Source organism: Haloechinothrix aidingensis, assembly GCF_013450155.1.
In the GTDB taxonomy this organism is placed as follows: Bacteria; Actinomycetota; Actinomycetes; order Mycobacteriales; family Pseudonocardiaceae; genus Haloechinothrix; species Haloechinothrix aidingensis.
This window is the reverse complement of the sequence record NZ_JACCKD010000004.1, coordinates 598408-612656: the sequence shown is the minus strand read 5'-3', so window position 1 is coordinate 612656 and position 14249 is coordinate 598408. Positions and strand designations below refer to the sequence as shown.

Genomic DNA, 14249 nt, shown 5'->3' with positions numbered 1-14249 from the left:
ACCAGTTGCGGGCCGATGTCCACGCCACCCTGCTGCTGGGGCAGGATCCCGACGTGGCCGCCCCGGAGGGGGCGGCGACGGTGTTCCTGCACATGCCGGTCGATGCGGCGCTGGGCATGACGGATACGGGCTGCGAACTGTCCGGCTACGGGCCGCTGCCCGCACCCATCGCCCGCCAGATCATGGCCAGCCGGCACAGTGTGTGGCGCAAGGTCCTTACCGACCCCGCCAGCGGCGCCGTCTTGGACGTGGGACGCAGGCGTTACCGGCCCACCACCGCTATCCGCGACCTGGTCGCCGTGCGTGACGCCGAATGCACCGCACCCGGCTGCCACCGGCCCGCCCAGCACAGCGACTACGACCACCTCCACGGATGGGCACGCGGCCAGAACGGCAGCACCGCCCACACCAACGGCGGCGCCAAATGCCGATGGCACCACCGGATGAAGGACCACCCCCACTGGACCCTCCACCACAACCCCAGTAGTGGCACCAGCACCATCACCACCCCCACCGGACGCACCTACACCCACCACCGGCGCCCACCAGCCGAGGCCCGGAAGCCATCCACACTGGACCGGCCCACCGGCCGCACGACCAGCGGCACCGACCCACCGGGCGACCCGCCGTTCTGATCCGGCTCAGAGCGACTCCGGCTGGGTGCGCCGGTCCCGGCCCTTCGAGTAGAGGAAGCTGTCCGGGAAGTCCTCTGTGGCCAGAACTTTACCTACGAAGATGGTGGCGGCGCGGGAGATGCCCGCGTCACGCACCCGTGTCGCGATCCCGGCGAGCGTGCCACGCACCACCTGCTCCTGGGGCTGGCTGGCGTGGGCGACCACGGCGACGGGGCAGTCCGGACCGTAATGCGGCAGGAGCTCCTCGACCACCTGCTCGATGCGACCCACCCCCAGATGCACCGCCAGCGTGGTACCGCTCGCGGCGAACGTCGCCAGATCCTCGCCCTCGGGCATGGCGGTGGATCGCGCCTGCGTGCGGGTAATCACCAGGCTCTGCCCCACGGTCGGCACGGTGAGCTCGCGTTTGAGCGTCGCGGCCGCTGCGGCGAACGCGGGCACGCCTGGGGTGACTTCGTACGGCACACCGGCCGCGTCCAGCCTGCGCATCTGCTCGGCGACCGCGCTGTAGACCGAGGGGTCGCCCGAGCACAGGCGGGCCACCACGGGGCCGTCGCCGGTGCTGCCGGTGTGGGCGCCGATCAGCTCGTCGACGATCTCGTCGAGGGTGAGTTCGGCGGTGTCGATCATCCGGGCCTCGCCCGGGCAGTGCGCGAGCAGGTCGACCGGGGTGAGGCTGCCGGGGTAGAGGCACACGGCGCACTGCCCGAGCTGGTCACGACCGCGGACGGTGATGAGATCCGCCGCTCCCGGTCCGGCCCCGATGAAATGCACGGTCATCTCGTGTTCCCTCCTAGCCGGAGCTGTGCTGGCCCGGCTCGCCGACGAGCAGGCTGTACTGGGTGACGGTCCGGGCGGGCTGCCAGCCGGTGAACCCGCCGAGCGGTGTGGCGTGTTCGGCGCCGATGCGGACGAGCTCGCCCCCGTAGTCGCGATACGCGGCCAGCAGGGCGGACTCGGCTTCCACGGTCACCGCGTGCGCGACGAGCCTGCCGCCCGGCGCGAGCGTGTCGACGCAGGCCGGAACCATCCCCGGCGCGCTCACCCCACCGCCGACGAAGATCGCGTCCGGGCGCTCGTCCGCTGGCAGGCCGTCCGGTGCGGCCTCTGTGGCCACACGCAGGTCGGGCACGCCGAGCAGGTGCGCGTTGCGTTCGATCCGCGCGGCCCGCGTGGGGTCGCGCTCGAGGGCCAGCGCCCGGTTACTCGGGTGCGCCCGGCACCACTCCACAGCGACACTGCCCGCGCCCGCGCCGATGTCCCACAACAACTGGCCCGGCATCGGGGCGAGCCGGGCCAGCGCAGCTGCCCGCAGGTCCCGCTTGGTGATCTGGCCGTCGTGCTCGAACGCGTCGTCGGGCAGGCCCGCGACGGTGGCGTGCGGGACCGTGCCCGCGTCGGCGGCGCACTCGACGGCCACGACGTTGAGGTCGGCACCCGGCGGGTGCGACCAGTCGCGCGCGGTGCCCTGGTAGCTGCGCTCGCCGTCCGCGCCGAGGTTCTCCAGCACCGTCAGGGTGCTCGCCCCGTAGCCGCGGTCGGCCAGCAGCCCGGCGACCTCGCCCGGTGTGCCGGCCGTCGACGACAGCACCAGTAGCCGCCTGCCCGGCGCCAGCGCCCTGGCCACACGGTCCACGCTGCGCGCGACCGAGCTGATCACCTCGGTCTCCTCGAACGACCAGCCGAGCCTGGCCCGTGCCAGCGTCACCGAGGACAGCGCGGGCACGACGCGGACCGGCGCCTGCCCGTAGCGTGTGATCAGCGTGGTCGCTATCCCGGACAGCAGGGGGTCGCCGCTGGCGAGTACGCACCTGCGCCGCCCGGCGTGCTCGGCGAGCAGCCCGTCCAGCGCGGGAAGCAGCGGACTCGGCCATTCCACCCTGGTCGCCGGGACGGACGCCGGGACGAGGTCGAGCTGGCGGCGGCCGCCGAACAGCACGTCACACGCGCCGATCTCCTCCCGGGCCCCGTCCGTCAGGCCCGACCAGCCGTCGGCACCGATACCGACGACGGTGAGCACGTCGTTCGTGGGTTGGTTCGCGGGGGGCACGCCTCGCACGGTATCCGAGCCGCTGACCGGCGGTGCGGTCGGACCAGAGCTTGGAGGTGGCACTGCGGGGCAGGTCAGCCCGCTAGTTCGGCGAACGTGTCGGAGATCTCGGTGTGGCCGGCATCGCGCTCCAGCAGCCGGACCAGCAGGATGCGGGCCTTGAACGGGTCGAGGAACCCGGCGTTGATCAGCCCGCGCCGCTGCAGGTCCTGCTCGGAGCCCGGATAGCCGTAGCTGGCGTGGTGCACCGCACCAGCCCCGGTGCGGGTGGCCAGCACCACAGGTACCCGCGCGGCATAGGTGGCGAGCAGGTCGACCGTGGTTTCCGGCACGTGTCCCGCCCCGAACCCGGCGACGACCAGCCCGTCCAGCCCCGGCCGGTAGGGCTGGAGCAGCGCGAGATCGTCGCCGAGCGCGGTCGGGACGACCGGCACGGTCCGCGGGCCGGGGGCGTCCGGCCGGGGCAGGACGGTGCGTGGTCCCGGTCGCGTCAGCAGGCGGGTCCTGCCCTCCACGAGGTGCCCGAGCGGGCCGGTGTCCGGTGAGGCGAAGGCCGCGGTGCTGGTGGTGTGTGTCTTGCGGACGTGCCTGGCCGAGTGGATCTCGTCGGACATCACCACGAGGCAGCCGAGGCCGCGCACGGCGGGCTCGGCCGCGACCGCGATCGCCCCGAGCAGGTTGGCGGGACCGTCGGCCCCGGCCAGGCTGGGGCTGCGCATCGCGCCGGTCACCACGAGCGGGATGTCCGCGCGCACGGTGAGGTCCAGGAAGAACGCCGACTCCTCCAGGGTGTCGGTGCCCTGGGTGACGACGACGCCGTCGGTATCCGAATCGGCGAGCTTGTCGACGAGCGTGGCGAGCTCGGACAGGTCGGCCAGGCTCAACGACGGGCTCGGCACGGACCGGAGGGTGTGCGTGGTCAGCTGGACGTCGAGCTCCGCCAGGCCGGGAACCGCCTCGAGCAGGTTGTCGGCGTCCAGCTCGGGTGCCGCACCCTCCCCGTCCGGCGACCGGGTCATGGCGATCGTGCCGCCGAGCGCGATCACCGCGATGCGTGGTGTGGATGCGTTGCGCACGCCTGGAACACTCCCGTCGAGTCGATGTGTGACCACGTGATCAGCACTGTGGGTACACGATGGGACTTCTCACGTCCACCTCCGCATACGGTTGTGGGATGATGCGCCGGGCGGCCAAGCGAGGAACCTGGTGAGCGCCGCGAGCGCGAGTCCAGGGCGGTCCCGCCACTGTGACCGGCCCGCCCTCGCCGGTAGCCGACACCCGTCGGCTCGCGGGGCGGCCGGGAGCCAGAGCGTCGCTGGCCGTCGCCCGTGCCGGGGATATCCCGGGCGTGGCCGAGCTGGAGCGGGCGAGGATACCCGTCGATAGCGAAGGAGTCGTTCGTGCGACCGTTTCCGTTTACCGCCGTGGTAGGCATGGCCGACCTGCGGCTCGCCCTTGTGCTCTCCGCCGTGTCACCGGCCATCGGAGGGGTCCTGGTGCGTGGCGAGAAGGGCACGGCGAAATCCACCATGGTCCGTGCGCTCGCCGGGCTGCTGCCCGATGTCGACGTGGTGGACGGCTGCCGGTTCTCCTGCGACCCGGCCGACCCGGACCCGGCGTGCCCGGACGGCCCGCACGAGGCCGGTAGCGGCAATCACCGGCGCCCGGCCCGGCTCGTGGAGCTGCCTGTGGGGGCCGCCGAGGACCGGGTGGTGGGCTCGCTGAACCTGGAACGCGCGCTCGGCGAGGGCGTCACCGATTACCAGCCGGGGCTGCTCGCCGCGGCGCATCGGGGCTTGCTCTATGTCGACGAGGTCAACCTGCTGCACGACCACCTGGTCGACGTGCTGCTGGACGCCGCGGCGATGGGCAGGTCGACGGTCGAGCGGGAGGGCGTGTCGATCTCGCATGCCGCGCGGTTCGTGCTGATCGGGACGATGAACCCGGAGGAGGGCGAGCTGCGCCCGCAGCTGCTTGACCGCTTCGGGCTCACCGTCGAGGTCGCTACCAGCCACGACGCCCAGGAGCGGGTGGAGGTCGTGCGCAGGCGGATGGCCTACGAGAGCGACCCGGACGACTTCGCCGACACCTACGCCGACTCCGAGGCCGAGCTGGCCAAGAAGATCGACGCGGCGCAGCAGCTGCTGCCGTCCGTGCGGCTGACCGACAGCGCGCTCGTGCAGATCGCCGAGGTGTGCGCCTCGTTCGAGGTCGACGGGATGCGGGCGGACATCGTGATGGCGCGCACCGCGGCGGCGCACGCCGCGTGGGCCGGTCGCGACGAGATCACCACCGAGGACATCCGGGTCGCCGCACGCCTCGCGCTACCGCACCGGCGCAGGCGCAACCCGTTCGATGCCCCCGGCATCGACGACCAGGAGCTCGAGCAGGCTCTCGACCAGGCACAATCCGAACTGGACTCGTCCGGTTCGGACGGTCCGGATTCCGACGACCCACCCGGCGGGCAGGACGGCCCCGACGGCCCCGATGGTCCTGACGGTCCGGACGGGCCCGATGGTCCGGACGGGCCCGGCGGTGGTGTGCCGGAGGGCGCACCGCAGGAGCAGCAGGGTGGCAGGCAGGACCGGACGCAGCAGCAGGGCGAGCACGGCGAGCAGGGCAACAGCGAGCAGGAGTCCGGAAACGGGGGCAAGGAGCCCGAACGCACCGTGGGTTCCGGTAGCCCGTACCGGGCGCGGTTGCTGTCGGTGGATGGCAGCGGCGCCGGGGAGCAGGGCAAGCGTTCCCGCGCGATCACCGAGACCGGGCGCACGATCGGCGTGCAGCCCTCCGGTGGCCGCGATCCGGGCCGCTCGCGCAGCCCCCACCTGGTCGCCACGCTGCGGGCAGCCGCCCCGCACCAGCGCGCGCGGGGTCGCACCGGGGCCGGGCTGGTCGTGCAGCCGCGCGACGTGCGTTACGCGCAGCGCGAGGGCAAGGAAAGCAACCTGGTGCTGTTCTGCGTGGACGCATCCGGCTCGATGGGGGCACGGGAACGCATGCGGGAGGTCAAGTCGGCGGTGCTGTCCCTGTTGCTGGATGCCTACCAGCGGCGCGACAAGGTCGGCATGGTGGCGTTCCGGGGCTCGGAGGCCACGCTCGCGCTGCCCGCGACCTCCAGCGTGGAGGCCGCGGCCGCGCGCCTGGAGGACCTCCCCACCGGTGGGCGTACCCCGCTGGCCGAGGGGCTGCTGAAATCAGCGGAGACGCTGCGGGTCGAGGCGATCCGCGATCCGCGCAGGCGCCCGCTGCTCGTCGTGGTCACGGACGGTCGGGCCACCAGCGGTAGCGAGCCGGTCGCCCGCTCGCACACGGCCGCGGATGCGCTGGCCGCGAGCGGTGTCGCGAGCGTCGTGATGGACTGTGAGGCCGGCCGGATGCGGCTCGGGCTCGCCGGTGAGCTCGCCGAGCGGTTGGGTGGCGAGCACGTCCCGCTGGGCTCGGTCGCCGCGGATGCCCTGGCCGGGGAAATCAAGGCGCGCACAGCGCAGGCGAGCACGATACGGAGGGCAGCATGACCGAGAATCGTGACCTGGCGGTCATGCTGGCCGACCGGGTGCGTGTGTCCCGCAAGTTTTTGGAGGACAGCATGGCCGAGGATCGTGACCTGGCGGTCATGCTGGCCGACCGGGTGCGGGTGTCCCGCAAGTTTTTGGAGGACAGCATGGCCGAGGATCGTGACCTGGCGGTCATGTTGGCCGACCGGGTGCGGGTGTCCCGCAAGATACGGAGGGCAGCGTAATGCCGAAAGGGCAGCCGGATGTGATCCCGGACGACGGGCTGACGACCCGCCAGCGCAGGAACCGGCCGATCCTGGCCGTGCACACCGGGGAGATGAAGGGCAAGTCCACCTCGGCGTTCGGCATGGCGCTGCGCGCGTGGAACCAGGGCTGGTCGGTAGCGGTGTTCCAGTTCGTCAAGTCCGCCAAGTGGCGCGTCGGGGAGGAGTCGGCGCTACGCGCGCTCGGCACCGTGCATGAGCAGACCGGCGAGGGCGGGCCCGTCGAGTGGCACAAGATGGGCGAGGGCTGGAGCTGGACCCGCAAGAAGGGCAGCGAGGAGGACCACGCCGCCAACGCCCGCGAGGGGTGGGCGGAGATCAAGCGCCGGGTGGAGGCGCAGCAGCACGACTTCTACGTCCTCGACGAGTTCAGCTACCCGCTGCACTGGGGCTGGGTCGATACCGACGACGTGGTCGAGACGCTGCGCAACAGGGAAGGCCGCCAGCACGTGGTGATCACCGGGCGCAAGGCACCGCCCGCGCTGATGGACGCGGCCGACCTCGTCGTCGAGATGACCAAGCACAAGCACCCGATGGACGTCGGCCAGAAGGGGCAGCGGGGGATCGAATGGTGACCCTGCCGCGACTGGTCGTCGCCGCACCCGCGTCCGGGCACGGGAAGACCACCGTGGCCACGGGGCTGATGTCCGCGCTGCGGGAGCGGGGACTGTCCGTGTCCGGTCACAAGGTGGGCCCGGACTACATCGACCCCAGCTACCACGCGCTGGCCACCGGCAGGCCCGGCCGCAACCTGGACCCGTACCTGCAGGGGGAGGAGCAGGTGGTGCCGCTGCTGCGGCACGGTGCCGGTGTGGCACCCGAAGCGGACGTGGCGGTCGTCGAAGGTGTGATGGGCCTGTTCGACGGCGCGCTCGGCTCGCACGGCTACGCCTCGACGGCGCACGTGGCGCGGCTGGTGGAGGCGCCGGTCGTGCTCGTGGTCGACGCCAGCGCCGCCGGACGCAGCGTCGCGGCGATGGTGCACGGCTTCGCGACCTACGACCCCCGCGTGCACCTGGCCGGGGTGATCCTCAACAAGCTGGGCTCCGAGCGGCACGAGACCGAGTTGCGCGCGGCGCTGGAACCGCTCGGTGTTGCGGTGCTCGGTGCCTTGCACCGCGCGGACGGCATTCACGCGCCCAGTCGCCATCTGGGGTTGGTCCCCGTCGCCGAGCGCGAGCGCGAGGCGGCCGGGATGCTGCGGCGGTTGCGCGAGTGGGTCACGGCGGGGGTGGATCTCGACGAGGTGATGCGGGTGGCCCGGCAGGCGCCCGGGCTGTCCGGCCCCGCGTGGGACCCCGCCGAGCAGCTGGCGCAGGCGCCGGCTGCCGGAACTTCCGCGGGCGGGACCGGGCGCACGGTCGTGGCGGCTGCGGCCGGTCAGGCGTTCACGTTCCGCTACGCGGAGAACATCGAGCTGCTGCGCGCGGCAGGCATCGACGTCGTCGACATCGATCCGCTGTCCGACCAGTCGCTGCCCGAGGGCTGCGCAGGGCTGTACTTCGGCGGCGGGTTCCCCGAGGTGCACATCGAGGGTCTGGCGGCCAACGCGGCGCTGCGCGCCGAGGTCGCATCTGCCGTGGCGCGCGGGGTTCCGGTCGTCGCCGAGTGCGCCGGGCTGACCTACCTGTGTACCGAGCTCGACGGCGCGCCGATGACGGGGGTGCTGGACGCGACCGCGACCATGACGAGCCGCCGCACACTCGGCTACCGTACGGCCACTGTAGACAGCGAGAGTTTCCTCGCGCCTGCGGGGGCGCCGGTGACGGGGCACGAGTTCCACCGCACCCAGGTCACGCCAAGGCACGGACAGAGCGCGGCTTGGCGCTGGCAGGACAGCCGGGAAGGGTTCGTCACGCCGTCGGTGCACGCCTCGTACCTGCACGTGCACTGGGCGGGGTATCCGGTGCTGGCCTCCCGATTCGCCGCCGCCGCCCACGCCCGTGCGCCCGGGTTGGTGAGCGAGCGTGGCTGAGCCTGCCGAGTCGGAAGGCATGGACCTGCGCCACCACGGCGACCGGGATGTCTCCGACGGCCTGGTGGACCTGGCGGTGAACGTGCGGCTGCCCGAACCGCCCGGATGGCTGCGCGAGGAGATCGTGGCCAGCCTCGACCGGCTGGCCGCCTACCCGGACGCGACCGAGGCGACCAAGGCCGTGGCGGCCCTGCACGGCCGCACCCCGGACGAGGTGCTGGTCACCTCGGGGGCTGCGGAGGCGTTCTCGCTGCTGGCGCGTGCGCTGCGCCCGGCTCAGGCTGCGATCGTGCACCCGCAGTTCACCGAGCCGGACGTGGCGCTGCGCACGGCGGGGCACCCTGTGCAGCACGTGGTGCTCGACGTGGGGGAGGGTTTCCCGCTGCGCCCGGAGGAGGTGCCCGCCGAGGCCGACCTCGTGATGATCGGCAACCCCACCAACCCCACGTCGGTGCTGCATCCCGCCGAGTCGATCCGGCGGCTGTGCCGGCCGGGCAGGATCGTGGTGGTCGACGAAGCCTTCGCCGATGCCGTCCCCGGCGAGCCCGAGAGTCTCGCTGCCGACCGCGCACCCGGCCTGGTGGTGATCCGCAGCCTCACCAAGACGTGGGGGATCGCGGGGCTTCGCGCCGGGTACGTGCTCGGTGAACCCGAGGTCATCGAGCGGCTGCGCGCGGTGCAGCCGCCCTGGTCGGTGTCGACACCGGCGGCGGCCGCCGTCGTGGCCTGCAGTGGGGCGCGGGCGACGGCGCAGGCCCGCGAGCTGGCCGTGGCAGCCGAACGGGACCGGCAGGTACTGGTGGACGGGCTGCGCGCGCTGGAGCCGCGAGGTGTGCGCCTGGTGGGGGAGCCGCGTGCGCCGTTCGTGCTGCTGCACGTGCCCGACGGCGAGCGGCTGCGGCTGCGGCTGCGTGAGCTGGGGTACGCGGTGCGACGCGGGGACACGTTCCCGGGACTGTCGGCGGACTGGATGCGGGTCGCGGTGCGCGAGGAGCACACCACCCGCGGGTTCCTCGACGCGCTGGAGCAGGCGCTGGACGGAACCGCGCGTCGGCACGCTCCGTCCCAGGTGTGATTGCCGGGATAGTACGCTCCGGATACGGTACGTGTGCGTGGCGGCACTGGGGATGAGCGCCTGAGGCCGCCGGTCGAGGGAGGGACACGGATGGCCGACGAGGAAGACAGCGGGGCACCGCCGCTGCCGTTGCCCCAGGTGGATGACGCGCCCATGCCGGTAGGTCCGCAGCAGGTGCGCGCGCAGGCCGATGCGAAAGCGCAGGCAGCCGGGCTGGAGGACATCGCCTTCGACAGCGAGGGCGTCGACAAGGTGATCAAGCGGCTGAAGGACGTTCTCAGCAGCTTACGTGAGGCCCAGCGGCAGTCGGAACCGCTGCGAAATATCGCGAAGAAGAGCGACCCAGTAACGAACAGCTATGCCGATACTGCCAACGAGGGAGGCGCAGCGTATCAGGCGTGCTTGCGTAAGGAGATCGCCGCGCTCGATGGCCTGATTGAGGACGCTAAGGCAATGAAGGAGGAGCGATTGCAGCATGAGGACGAGGTTGCTGCCGGATTGAAAGGGCAGGACTGAATGCTGAAACGTGGTTTCGGGCTGGTGGCGATGGTGGCTGCCGCGGTCATCCTATCGACAGGATGTTCGGACGAGGCTGATGGGAACGCTGAGTCAGAGGGTTCGGACAGCGATTCGACTCGAGAGGATGCGAGTTTGCCACACAGTGGGGCTCCCGCAGTGGAAGATCCCATCGAGGATACGGCGGTGTTCGAGAACGACATCTGCAGCGTGTTAACGGAGGAGCAGCTGGCAAGTTTGCCAGTCGAGGTGACTGAGGCCGAGCCTGATCCGGAGAACGACATCGGGCCGACCTGCAATTGGCGAACTGATACGCGCGACGAATCGTTTGGCGGCTCACTCCTGACCACTGATGGCGAGGGTTTGAGCAGCTCGTATGAGAATGCAGAAGCAGGGGGGTCTGAGTTATTCATGGAATTGGATCCGATTGATGGCTATCCAGCAATCGCGGTAGACCTGAATGATGGTCGCGAGGATGGATACTGCAATGTTGCGGTTGGTCTGCGCGACGACCTGAGCTTCTATCTTGGTCTTGACGCCATTCGCGACTCTAGTCCGTATCACGACGACCCTTGCGGTGCGGCGTATGAGATCGCGGGGATGGCTGTGGAGACCATGAAGGGGGCTGGGTGATGGGACATCCTGCTACGGGGCACGGGCTGTCCGGTGCCGAGATCTACACAAAGATCACAGAGGACGGCCGGTTCACAGACTCCTTGAGCACGGGCGAAGAAATCGCTCGTGACCTCAACACCCGTCACATGGACATCTCCGACGAGCTGGCCGCGCTGCATCGCACCGTTGACGAGGTGTGGCGTGGTGAGTCGGCCGAGGCGTTCAAGGCGAAGCTGGACCAGATCCGGAACCGTTCCGCCGAGACGGCCGCCGCTGTCAGCCCGTCCAGCTTCAGCATGAACAGCCAGAACGGCTCGTTCGACCGCGTCTACAACGAGGTGGAGCCCGTCGAGGGCACTATCGAGGAAGCCACCGGCGGGGACTGGCGTGACTACGTGAGCTGGACCCAACTGGTCGACTCGAAGGAAGAGCAGCGCGAAGCGTGGCGGGAGAAGGACGCCAAGAACCGCCAAGCGTACTCCGCCTACGCCACGGAGTCCGGGGAGAACCAGGTCCGGATCTCCCAGGAACGGGACTACCCCGACCCGGACAAGGATTCGCGCGGCTCCTCGAAATCAAGCGGCGGAACGACCGCGCCCTCGTCGGTTACCCAGCCCGGCACGACGGCGCCGACCGCGTCGGGTGGTGCCGGTACGACAGCTCCGGCTGGGGCGGCGCCCGCTGGGAGCGGTGGTTCGACGGCGGCGCCAGGGATCGGCGGTACCGGTGCTGCTGGTGCTGGTGCCGTTGGTGGTGGCACTGCGGGAGCCGGTGGTGCTGCTGGGGGCGCTGGTGCTGGTGGTCGGCAGGGTGGTGTGCGGTTGCCGGATGGCAGTATTCGGTATCCGGATGGCACGATTCGGCGTCCCGATGGGAGTTTGGTGCGTCCGGATGGGACGGTGATCCCGCCGAGTGGCACGAGTGCCTCGGGTATGGGGGCGGGGCGTGCCGCTGGGGATTTCGGGCCGACCGGCTCGGGTGCCGGGGGGATGGCCGCTGGGGGGATGGTGGCCGGCGGTATGGCTGGTGCCGGTGGTGCTGCTGGTGGGGGTCCGGGTGGTGCGGGTGCCTATAGCGGGCAGGGCCAGTTCGGGCCGACCGGTTCGGGAGGTGCGGCCGGTGCTGCCGGGGGTCAGGCTGGTGCCGGGGGTGCCCGTCCGATGGGCGGCGGCATGATGGGTGCCGGCGGTGGCCGTGGTGGCCAGGGGGGTGGCGATGAGGAGCACGAACGCAAGTTCGTGCAGGATGAGCAGCTGGACAGTGGGTTGCCGGTGATGCGGGACGAGCATGGGGAGAAGGAGTACGACCCGGTGACCGGGATGGTCATCATCGATGGCGTCATCGGCGAGTAGCGCCACGAGTTGCGAGGGGGAGTAGCGGTGATTTCGCGGCCGGTGACGATCAGCCTGGAGACCTACTCCACGCTGCTGGACAAGGAGAACCTCGGCGAGGCCCACACCACATTGCTCGGCGGCGCCATGTGGTATCCGCCGGAGGCCGCCCGTGAGCGCGATGTGCGGGTGCTCGGTGAGCTGCGTGAGCAGGGCCTGGTGGACGGCACGCGGGTGTCCGAGGCCTTCTACGACACGCTGGTCACCATGCAGCGCCCCACCGTCGAGTACTACACCATCGCCTCCATCGACGAGCAGACCGTGACCATCCGCGCAGCCGCGCACGGCAGGGACACGGTGCTGGTGACCAGCCGGGGGCAGGACATCGAGATCGAGCCCATCCCGGTCGAGCAGATGGGGGCGCGAGTGGCTGCGGCACTGCCCGCCACCCCCGCCGCCCGCGTGCACTCGATGAGCTGCGACCCGGCCGACCTGACCGCCGCGCAGAAGGACCAGGCGTTCGGCTCCGATGCCAGCTCGCGCGATGCCAAGCGCATGAAGCGGGTCCTCGAGCAGGAACGTACCCACGCCGGGCAGCTCTACTCCGCCGTCCGCGACGGCTACGGGAGCAGGAACGTCACCACGACCCCGGTCCCGTGCTGGTTCGACACCGTCGAGTCCGGCCGTGTCCTGCTGAGCCAGACCACGGGCGGGTGGGTCACCCTCCTCGGCGCGGACGTGATGACGATCGCCAACAAGTTCGGCGAGCTGGAGACCACCCTGCGGCACGGCTGAGGCGGCGCCCGTCACGGCTGTCCGGAACGCATGCTGTCCAGCACTTCCGAGCACCGCGCGACCAGCCGCTCCAGGCCCGCCGCGTCCGCGATCACGTCCAGGCCGCTCGATCGCACACCGCCCAGGCGGAGCTGGGCCTCGTCCCCCACGACCTCGCCGGTGATCCGGCACGAACCGTCGATCCTGACCCAGGAATCGACCTCGATGCCGTGACTGCTGAACATTCCCGCCCTCCCTTGCTCCGTACCGATGGGTCGGGCCGGCCGGGTGGGCGTGGACGCTTCACCACGAGCGGGGCCGACCCCACCCGGCCGACGTATGCAGAATATAAGTACGCAATTGCACGATCAATGTATCGATCGTGTGTAACCGTATCGCGTGTAGTTGCCGATAGGATGCGATCCATGAAGACTGCGACCCGCGCGAAGCGGCGCCTCGGACGGTTCCTCAACGAGTCACGCGTCCAGGCCGGTGTGCGTCTGGAAGATGCGGCTACCGAACTCAAGACCGCGGACAGCACCGTGAGCCGCTACGAGTCGGGTCAGGTCATGCCCGTTTGGGCGACCGTGCTCGCCCTGTTGAACCTCTACGGGGTCACGGACGAGGGCCGCTCGCGCGCCGTCGAGCTGTGGGAGAACGCACGGGACGAGCCACCGTCCATCCGGCTCCCGACCGGCGCGCCGAAGTCGTTTCGCAGGTTGGTCAACGCCGAACGGGAAGCGGAGCGCATCCGGATCATCGAGCGCTCCGTGGTGCCCGGTCTGATGCAGTCGGAGTCGTACGCGCGGTCACTGATCGCGGCAGGGCATCGGTTGCACGGCGCCGACGCCGAAGCCATGGACAAGTTCGTGGCCGCACGGCTTGCCCGGCAGCGCTTACTGGAGGAATCCGGGCCGGTCGAGCTGCATGCGGTCATCGACGAGGCAGTGATCCGAAGGGTCGTCGGCGGTCCGGCGATCATGTGCGAGCAACTGGCTCACCTGCTGGACATCGGCGCGAAACCGCACGTGACGATCCAGGTCATGCCGTTTCGTGCGGGCGCGTACGGCACGATGAACGGTTCCAACATCATCGTCGACTATCCCGAGCCGGACGAGGTTCCCGGTGTCTACCTCGAGTACCCGGCAGGCGGCTCTTGGGTGGATAATGCGAGCGACGTAGAACGCTTCACCACCATGTTCGACGACGCCGCGCGAGCAGCGCTGTCCCCGGCTGACTCGGCGGCGTTGCTCACGCGACAGATAGGGGCCATGGACACCGATGACCAGCAGCACGAGGTGGCGTAAGAGCAGCTACTCCGGCGGCGAGAACAACGCCTGCGTCGAGATCGACCGGCGCGCCGAGGTCACCGGTATCCGCGACAGCAAGGTCCCGAACGGCGACAGCCTCACCGTCTCCACAGCCACCTGGGTCGCCTTCACCGGCGGTCTCCTGCGCGGCGCGTACGAACAGCCGTGATGCGAAGGGAGCCCAAGG

General features: G+C 70.7%; 15 protein-coding genes and 1 pseudogene. 12 read left to right on the top strand and 4 right to left on the bottom strand.

Features of this window, described 5'->3' with window-relative positions:
* Positions 1–635 (top strand): annotated as a pseudogene (locus H0B56_RS14310) (hypothetical protein); the annotation flags it as partial.
* A gap of 6 nt (positions 636–641) precedes the next feature.
* Here the strand turns inward: H0B56_RS14310 and cobM are convergent.
* The 3 genes from cobM to H0B56_RS23505 all read right to left on the bottom strand — a co-directional run bounded on the left by cobM (position 642) and on the right by H0B56_RS23505 (position 3761).
* A complete protein-coding gene (gene cobM / locus H0B56_RS14305) occupies positions 642–1415 on the bottom strand; it encodes a precorrin-4 C(11)-methyltransferase (protein WP_180893514.1) in 774 nt (257 codons plus the stop codon).
* A gap of 13 nt (positions 1416–1428) precedes the next feature.
* On the bottom strand, positions 1429–2685 hold the full coding sequence (gene cbiE / locus H0B56_RS14300) for a precorrin-6y C5,15-methyltransferase (decarboxylating) subunit CbiE (RefSeq protein WP_180893513.1): 1257 nt from the start codon (positions 2683–2685) through the stop codon (positions 1429–1431).
* Positions 2686–2759: 74 nt separating this feature from the next.
* Positions 2760–3761, bottom strand: coding sequence for an asparaginase (locus tag H0B56_RS23505; protein WP_343063894.1), 1002 nt, complete (start codon positions 3759–3761; stop codon positions 2760–2762).
* A gap of 324 nt (positions 3762–4085) precedes the next feature.
* On the opposite strand from H0B56_RS23505, the gene H0B56_RS14290 reads away from it, so the two are divergent.
* The 9 genes from H0B56_RS14290 to H0B56_RS14250 all read left to right on the top strand — a co-directional run bounded on the left by H0B56_RS14290 (position 4086) and on the right by H0B56_RS14250 (position 12773).
* Entirely contained in the window at positions 4086–6203 is a 2118-nt protein-coding gene (locus H0B56_RS14290) for a putative cobaltochelatase (protein ID WP_180893512.1), read from the top strand.
* Entirely contained in the window at positions 6200–6427 is a 228-nt protein-coding gene (locus tag H0B56_RS14285; RefSeq protein WP_180893511.1) for a hypothetical protein, read from the top strand. The genes H0B56_RS14290 and H0B56_RS14285 overlap by 4 nt, the downstream gene beginning before the upstream one ends.
* Positions 6427–7041, top strand: a complete 615-nt coding sequence (cobO, locus tag H0B56_RS14280; RefSeq protein ID WP_180893510.1) for a cob(I)yrinic acid a,c-diamide adenosyltransferase — start codon at positions 6427–6429, stop codon at positions 7039–7041. The genes H0B56_RS14285 and cobO overlap by 1 nt, the downstream gene beginning before the upstream one ends.
* 11 nt (positions 7042–7052) lie before the next feature.
* Complete coding sequence (locus H0B56_RS14275; protein ID WP_425484533.1) at positions 7053–8441, top strand: cobyrinic acid a,c-diamide synthase CobB; 1389 nt, start codon at positions 7053–7055, stop codon at positions 8439–8441.
* A 19-nt stretch (positions 8442–8460) separates the two neighbouring features.
* On the top strand, positions 8461–9516 hold the full coding sequence (cobC, locus tag H0B56_RS14270) for an Rv2231c family histidinol phosphate aminotransferase CobC (RefSeq protein WP_180893571.1): 1056 nt from the start codon (positions 8461–8463) through the stop codon (positions 9514–9516).
* A gap of 90 nt (positions 9517–9606) precedes the next feature.
* Positions 9607–10032, top strand: a complete 426-nt coding sequence (locus tag H0B56_RS14265) for a hypothetical protein (RefSeq protein ID WP_180893508.1) — start codon at positions 9607–9609, stop codon at positions 10030–10032.
* Positions 10033–10665: a DUF3558 domain-containing protein gene (locus H0B56_RS14260; RefSeq protein WP_180893507.1), complete on the top strand. Its 633-nt coding sequence runs from the start codon at positions 10033–10035 to the stop codon at positions 10663–10665.
* Positions 10665–11999, top strand: a complete 1335-nt coding sequence (locus H0B56_RS14255) for a WXG100 family type VII secretion target (RefSeq protein WP_180893506.1) — start codon at positions 10665–10667, stop codon at positions 11997–11999. Before H0B56_RS14260 ends, H0B56_RS14255 begins: the two co-directional genes overlap by 1 nt.
* A 27-nt stretch (positions 12000–12026) precedes the next feature.
* Positions 12027–12773 (top strand): ESX secretion-associated protein EspG, encoded by a 747-nt coding sequence (locus H0B56_RS14250; protein ID WP_180893505.1) that lies wholly within the window; start codon positions 12027–12029, stop codon positions 12771–12773.
* An 11-nt stretch (positions 12774–12784) separates the two neighbouring features.
* Here the strand turns inward: H0B56_RS14250 and H0B56_RS14245 are convergent, their stop codons facing one another.
* Positions 12785–12997: a hypothetical protein gene (locus H0B56_RS14245; protein ID WP_180893504.1), complete on the bottom strand. Its 213-nt coding sequence runs from the start codon at positions 12995–12997 to the stop codon at positions 12785–12787.
* 180 nt (positions 12998–13177) lie between these two features.
* Here H0B56_RS14245 and H0B56_RS14240 point away from each other — a divergent pair, with 180 nt between their 5' ends.
* Together H0B56_RS14240 and H0B56_RS14235 are read left to right on the top strand one after the other, a co-directional pair.
* On the top strand, positions 13178–14059 hold the full coding sequence (locus tag H0B56_RS14240) for a helix-turn-helix domain-containing protein (protein ID WP_180893503.1): 882 nt from the start codon (positions 13178–13180) through the stop codon (positions 14057–14059).
* On the top strand, positions 14034–14231 hold the full coding sequence (locus H0B56_RS14235; RefSeq protein ID WP_180893502.1) for a DUF397 domain-containing protein: 198 nt from the start codon (positions 14034–14036) through the stop codon (positions 14229–14231). Before H0B56_RS14240 ends, H0B56_RS14235 begins: the two co-directional genes overlap by 26 nt.
* The last annotated feature ends 18 nt before the right edge of the window (positions 14232–14249 follow it).

Bases quoted from the DNA above. Each gene is read 5' to 3' on its own strand.
- cobC (WP_180893571.1), top strand. From the start codon at position 8,461: ATGGACCTGCGCCACCACGGCGACCGGGATGTCTCCGACGGCCTGGTG.
- H0B56_RS14285 (WP_180893511.1), top strand. From the start codon at position 6,200: ATGACCGAGAATCGTGACCTGGCGGTCATGCTGGCCGACCGGGTGCGT.
- H0B56_RS14255 (WP_180893506.1), top strand. From the start codon at position 10,665: ATGGGACATCCTGCTACGGGGCACGGGCTGTCCGGTGCCGAGATCTAC.
- cobO (WP_180893510.1), top strand. From the start codon at position 6,427: ATGCCGAAAGGGCAGCCGGATGTGATCCCGGACGACGGGCTGACGACC.
- H0B56_RS14245 (WP_180893504.1), bottom strand. From the start codon at position 12,997: ATGTTCAGCAGTCACGGCATCGAGGTCGATTCCTGGGTCAGGATCGAC.
- H0B56_RS14235 (WP_180893502.1), top strand. From the start codon at position 14,034: ATGACCAGCAGCACGAGGTGGCGTAAGAGCAGCTACTCCGGCGGCGAG.
- H0B56_RS14240 (WP_180893503.1), top strand. From the start codon at position 13,178: ATGAAGACTGCGACCCGCGCGAAGCGGCGCCTCGGACGGTTCCTCAAC.
- H0B56_RS14265 (WP_180893508.1), top strand. From the start codon at position 9,607: ATGGCCGACGAGGAAGACAGCGGGGCACCGCCGCTGCCGTTGCCCCAG.
- H0B56_RS14260 (WP_180893507.1), top strand. From the start codon at position 10,033: ATGCTGAAACGTGGTTTCGGGCTGGTGGCGATGGTGGCTGCCGCGGTC.
- cobM (WP_180893514.1), bottom strand. From the start codon at position 1,415: ATGACCGTGCATTTCATCGGGGCCGGACCGGGAGCGGCGGATCTCATC.